General features: G+C 42.1%; 6 protein-coding genes. 1 reads left to right on the plus strand and 5 read right to left on the minus strand.

The window, feature by feature from the left end:
* The 3 genes from UC75_RS12290 to UC75_RS12300 form a co-directional block, all read right to left on the minus strand.
* Window positions 1-699: alpha/beta hydrolase (locus tag UC75_RS12290; protein ID WP_228137337.1), on the minus strand; the 699-nt coding region annotated here is incomplete at its 3' end.
* Between the two features lie 70 nt (window positions 700-769).
* Window positions 770-1,624: an SDR family NAD(P)-dependent oxidoreductase gene (locus UC75_RS12295; RefSeq protein ID WP_049837765.1), complete on the minus strand. Its 855-nt coding sequence runs from the start codon at window positions 1,622-1,624 to the stop codon at window positions 770-772.
* A 44-nt stretch (window positions 1,625-1,668) separates the two neighbouring features.
* Window positions 1,669-3,156, minus strand: coding sequence for a flavin-containing monooxygenase (locus UC75_RS12300; RefSeq protein ID WP_049837766.1), 1,488 nt, complete (start codon window positions 3,154-3,156; stop codon window positions 1,669-1,671).
* A gap of 135 nt (window positions 3,157-3,291) precedes the next feature.
* On the opposite strand from UC75_RS12300, the gene UC75_RS12305 reads away from it, so the two are divergent.
* Window positions 3,292-4,305: an AraC family transcriptional regulator gene (locus UC75_RS12305; RefSeq protein WP_049837767.1), complete on the plus strand. Its 1,014-nt coding sequence runs from the start codon at window positions 3,292-3,294 to the stop codon at window positions 4,303-4,305.
* Between the two features lie 43 nt (window positions 4,306-4,348).
* On the opposite strand, the gene ttdB is transcribed toward UC75_RS12305, so the two are convergent.
* Complete coding sequence (gene ttdB, locus UC75_RS12310) at window positions 4,349-4,957, minus strand: L(+)-tartrate dehydratase subunit beta (protein WP_016802984.1); 609 nt, start codon at window positions 4,955-4,957, stop codon at window positions 4,349-4,351.
* The coding region (locus UC75_RS21530; RefSeq protein ID WP_228137338.1) for a fumarate hydratase at window positions 4,954-5,385 on the minus strand (432 nt) is incomplete at its 5' end. The genes ttdB and UC75_RS21530, both read right to left, overlap by 4 nt.

The raw sequence follows: 5,385 nt of genomic DNA on the forward strand, positions 1-5,385 counted from the left end.
GACATGAATTAAAACAGGCGGTAATCCAGTTAAGTCGGCATAGAGTGGGGAACAGGTCGGATCGGTTGCCGATTTTTGTCCGCAATAGTTTTTTGCACACCAAGCTAACCAGTTTTCTGACAGCATTGCATCTTGAGCAGCATGAGTTTTCATCGTGCTTCCAGAGAGGCTTAAGTCAACCCAAGGTGAAAGTAAAACTAATGCCGCTGGTAACGGTAACCCTGCATTTCGTATTGCAATTGCAGTACTTAAACTCAGTCCTCCGCCAGCAGAATCGCCAGCGATCACGAGTTTTTTCGGGTCTTGTCCTTGAGCAAGTAAAGCTTTATAAACTGCAACCACATCTTCAATAGCAGCAGGGTTTGTGTGCTCTGGGGCTAGGCGATATTCAGGTAACCAGACTTGTGCTTGAGCTGCATGTCCAATTCGAGCAGCAAGCTTCGTGTGACTTTTTGAGCTACCCACTACATACCCACCACCATGTAAATACAAGATGCCGAGCCCTGATAGAGTGGTTTTGGGCTGAATATGAACTGTCGGTACTTGAGCAATTGTTTGCTTTTTTGTTTTATAGCCACGTGGCCCAAGCACAATTGCACTGGCTGCATCGCTACAAAAACGCTGAAGCTTTAGTGGTGTTTTAGGGGATAAAGCTGGACGTAGCGTGGTACGAATAGTCCATGCAAGAAGCTGCTTCATAATAAGGACTCATACTAAGCCTAATGACGGTCAGCATCTCTTAAAATGAAGAGTATGCTGACCACTGTTTTTATTTTGCTGATTTGTTGAGTAGGCGAGTTTGCAAGGCAGTCGCAGTTGCAAAAATCTTTTGGTAACCCTGTGGAAGAATACGTTGAATCACATCAACGGCTTTCGCATCGGCTCCAATGAGTAAACGGCGACGGTCTTTACGCACAGCTTCTAAAATTTGTTGAGCGGCATCGTCAGCAGGGGTGCGAAGTAATTTATCGAAAGCATCCTGACTTTTTAGAGGGTCCATTCCTAAAGACAGGACACTATTATTCATGCGAGCAGCTTTGGCAATATTGGTACGAATACCACCTGGATGCACACAGGTCGCACTCACTCCAGCATTTTGTAGATCGAGTTCTTGGCGCAATGATTCAGTAAAGCCACGAACGGCAAATTTACTGGCGTTATAAGCACTTTGAGTTGGTTGAGCTGTTAAGCCAAACATACTAGAAATATTAATAATATGTCCGTCACCACTTTGCTTTAAGTAAGGCAAAAATTCTTTGGTGCCATAAACCACGCCCCAAAAATTAATACCAATCAGCCATTCAAGGTCTTCGTAGCTCACGCCTTCAGCCGTACTGCCTATTGCGACACCAGCATTATTAAAAATCAGGTTAACTTGGCCATGTTCATCTACAACTGCCTTTGCCCAAGTTGCAACTTCATCACGCTTAGCCACATCGACTTTCTGAGTGGTTACTTTGACTGAATAAGGCTTTAACAGCTCGACTGTTTTAGCTAATCCCGCTTCACTAATATCGGAAAGTGCCAAATGGCAACCTTGTTTTGCGAGCGCTATAGCAATTGCTTGTCCAATACCAGAGCCAGCACCTGTAACAGCTGCAACTTTATTTTTAAAAGACTTCATAAAATTCTCCGTTTATTTTTCTCATTTCCTATGGTGAAGCTTGTTTAAGAAATAGCCGAAACCTGAGTGTAGTTTTCAACATCGAAGCGACGAGTACGTTGTCGATATTCAAGGGTAAAACCCGGCCAGTTATTGGTATTTTTGCCATCAGCAGTTTGATACCAACTGGTACAACCTTGTGCCCAGACAGTTTTTTTCATTTTTTCTTGAATGCTTTGATTAAACTCATGTTGAACTTCTGCACGAACATTGGTGAACAGAAGTTTGTTTTGTAGGGTTGTTTGAATGGCATCTAAAATATAATTCACTTGGCTTTCAATCATATAAACAATTGAGTTGTGCCCAAGATTGGTATTTGGACCATAGAGCATAAAAAAGTTTGGAAAGCCGCTAACAGTTAAACCGAGATAAGCTTCTGCACCATCTTTCCATGTGTCTTTTAAGGTGCGACCATCAAGACCTGTAATCTGCATTGGCGCCATAAATTCCGTTGCGGCAAAACCTGTACCATAAATAATGCTATCGATTTCACGCAGCTTTCCTTCCGTATCTAAAATGCCATTTTCGGTAATTTCTTGAATGCCAGTATTAATAACATCGACATGAGGCTGAGTCAGTGTTTCATACCAATGGTTAGAAATTAAAATACGTTTACAACCAATTGGATAATCTGGCATTAAACGGTGGCGTAATTTCCCATCTTTAACGACTTTACGAATGTGGCGCTGGAATAAATATTCCACCAAAGGCATTTCATTGAGTGAAGTTGTAAAAGCAAGTAGGCGAATTTCATGGTGACCATATTGCAAGGCACGGTCCAGACTTTGCAAAATCGGAAGTTTGCGGAAAGCCTTCTTCTCTAAAGGTTGATAAATCCGATCTGGTTTTGGAATCACGTAAGGTGCTGAACGTTGATAAACGTCTAGATGTGCTACTTGTTTTGCAATTTCAGGTACAAATTGAATTGCGCTTGCACCTGTACCGATCACTGCAACACGTTTGCCAGTTAAGTCATAGTCATGATCCCAACGGGCTGAGTGAAATGCCTTACCTTTAAAGTTTTCAATACCTTTAAGTTTTGGATAGGCAGGGCGGTTGAGTTGGCCTACAGCACCTACTAAGAATTCAGCTTCGAACTGTTCACCAGAAGTACTTTGAATGTGCCATACACCTTGCAGAGCATCAAATTCGGCACTGGCTATTTCAGTATTAAATTGAACATGTGGGCGAATGTCATATTTATCAGCGCAGTGGCGTAAGTATTGATAAATCTCTTGAGATGTCCCGTAGCGATTTTTCCAACCAAGTTCTTGCTCAAAAGAAAAAGAATAAAGATGTGAAGGCACATCGCATGCAGCGCCCGGATACGTGTTGTCACGCCAGACACCGCCGACATCGGCAGCTTTTTCAAATAGAGTAAATTTTTCAAAACCTGCTTGTTTGAGACGAATGGCAAGTCCTAGACCACCAAAGCCAGTGCCAATGATGGCGATGCGTACATTTTTATTTGAATTAGTCGACGAATTAAACATAGGCTGCTCTAAATCCTTAAAAACAGTGGGCGAAAGAATCGCAATTTCCTGTATGCAGAATAGACGTTTATTAACTTGATTTAGAGGATGGATGAGGACAAAATATTGTGATTCGAGGACATTTTGGAAAGTACAGTGACGTACGCTTGGGCATTTGAACGCAGCATACATAGTGTCCGACTCATGGCTGATTTTGCAGTAGAAGCAGGTGCTTCTTATCAGACCATTTTAGATGGAACAGGATTGAGTCAACAGCAGTTGCTTGACCCGAATATGGTGGTGTCAGGACAACAGGAATTACAGCTCATTCATAATCTGGTTGCACAGTTTCCAGACCGACCAGTGTTGGGCTTAGAAGTAGGTACACGCTATCATTTCACAACATTTGGCCCATTAGGTATGGCACTGATGAGTAGTGCTAGCATTCGTGAAGCACTGGATTTAGCACTCACTTATTTCTCACTCACTTTTGCGTTTACTCGTTTTTTAGTTTCAGATACTGATGCAGGAACACGTGTCGATATTGAAGAGGAAGGAATTCCATCTTTGGTTAGGCAATTTATTATTGAACGCGATGCTGCCGCTCTTATTACGGTGCAACGCGACCTCGTACAAGATAACTTTTGCCAGTATTTGGCTTTTTCTTTTGAACCTACAGATCATTTAGAGGCTTATGAAAAATTATTTGGGGTGATGCCTGAATTTGGTTCTAGCAAAAGTTTTGTTCTGCTTGATGCTCAGAAAATTAATCAAAAGTTGCAAATGGCAAATGAGCTGGTGCTACATACCGCAGAAGAACAATGTCGACAAATTTTAGATAAGCGTCAAACCCAAAAAAAATTTATTAATTTAGTACAACAGCAATTGATGACTGTGCGAGGTGAAATGCCTTCTATGGAAATCGTGGCTGAACGTTTGCATTTAAATGTCCGTACTTTACGCCGTCATTTGGCATCTGAAGGAATGACTTTTATTCAGATTCGTGAAGAGGTCAGGCAGGTCTTAGCTGAACAATATTTGGCATTACCAAAAGCTTCGGTTGAGCAAATTGCCGAGTGGTTAGGCTATGCAGAACCTGCTAGTTTTATTCATGCCTATAAAAGATGGCATGGGAAAACACCTCATGCCATGCGTTTAGTACAAAAATAAAAGATGAAGAGTGCTTTTGCTTTCCCTTCATCTAAAGAGTGATTTATTTAATAAAGCTCAGCTGTTTGCTGATTTTTTCTAAAATCGGGGCTTTCTTGGCTTGAAATTCAACTTTGTTTTGTTGAATCAGGTTGTTGCCTTTCGTATCGATAGAAATAATGAGCGGGCCGAATTCTCTTACACGATTTATCCAAAGAGTTTCTGGCATACCTAAATCCTGCCATTCAGCGCCTTCAATCTCTTCAACTAAGGTTGCTGCGAGCACTGCGCACCCACCTGGGAAAATCGCATGAACGGCAACATTTTCCTGACATCCAGCAGTTGTTTCTGGTCCCATGCCACCTTTACCTACAATAAGCTTTACGCCAGTTTGTTTGATAAATTCCCTTTCGAATTTTTCCATTCGCATACTAGTTGTTGGGCCAATCGAAACCATCTCGAAGTCATTTTCACCTTTTTTGCGCACAATAGGGCCAGCGTGAAAAATCGCTCCGCCTTCAAGGTTAACTGGTAGTTCCCGACCTTGTTCGATCAGTCTGCGATGGGCAACATCACGACAAGTTACCAAACGGCCAGTCAAATAAACCACATCACCGACTTTAAGGTCTAAAAGATCTTCATCTTTGATTGGCGTTGTTAGAATTTTTTTCATAGTACAACTCCTTCATGAGACAAGATTTCATACGACATATCTGGATTAATCTTAATTTTGCCACGGCGATGTGCCCAGCAACCTGTATTTACGGCAACCCCAATGGTTGATGGGTGGCGTGCAGAAGATTCAATATTCACTCCCATCACACTGTTATTACCTGTGAGTCCCTGCGGGCCAATACCAATTTCATTAAGACCTTGTTCTAACAGTTGTTCCATTAAGGCAGCGCGTGGATTATCACTTGTTGAATCAACCGGACGCATAATGGCGAGTTTAGAAAGACGAGCAGCGGTTTCAACCGAAGTTGATACGCCAACACCAACCAGTAAAGGTGGACAGGCATTTACACCACGTTCGGTAATAACATCCATCACAAATTCAGCAACACCTTCATAGCCTTGACCTGGCATTAAAACTTTTGCTGC

The sequence above is a fragment of the Acinetobacter sp. V2 genome (assembly GCF_001188385.1).
In the GTDB taxonomy this organism is placed as follows: Bacteria; Pseudomonadota; Gammaproteobacteria; order Pseudomonadales; family Moraxellaceae; genus Acinetobacter; species Acinetobacter oleivorans.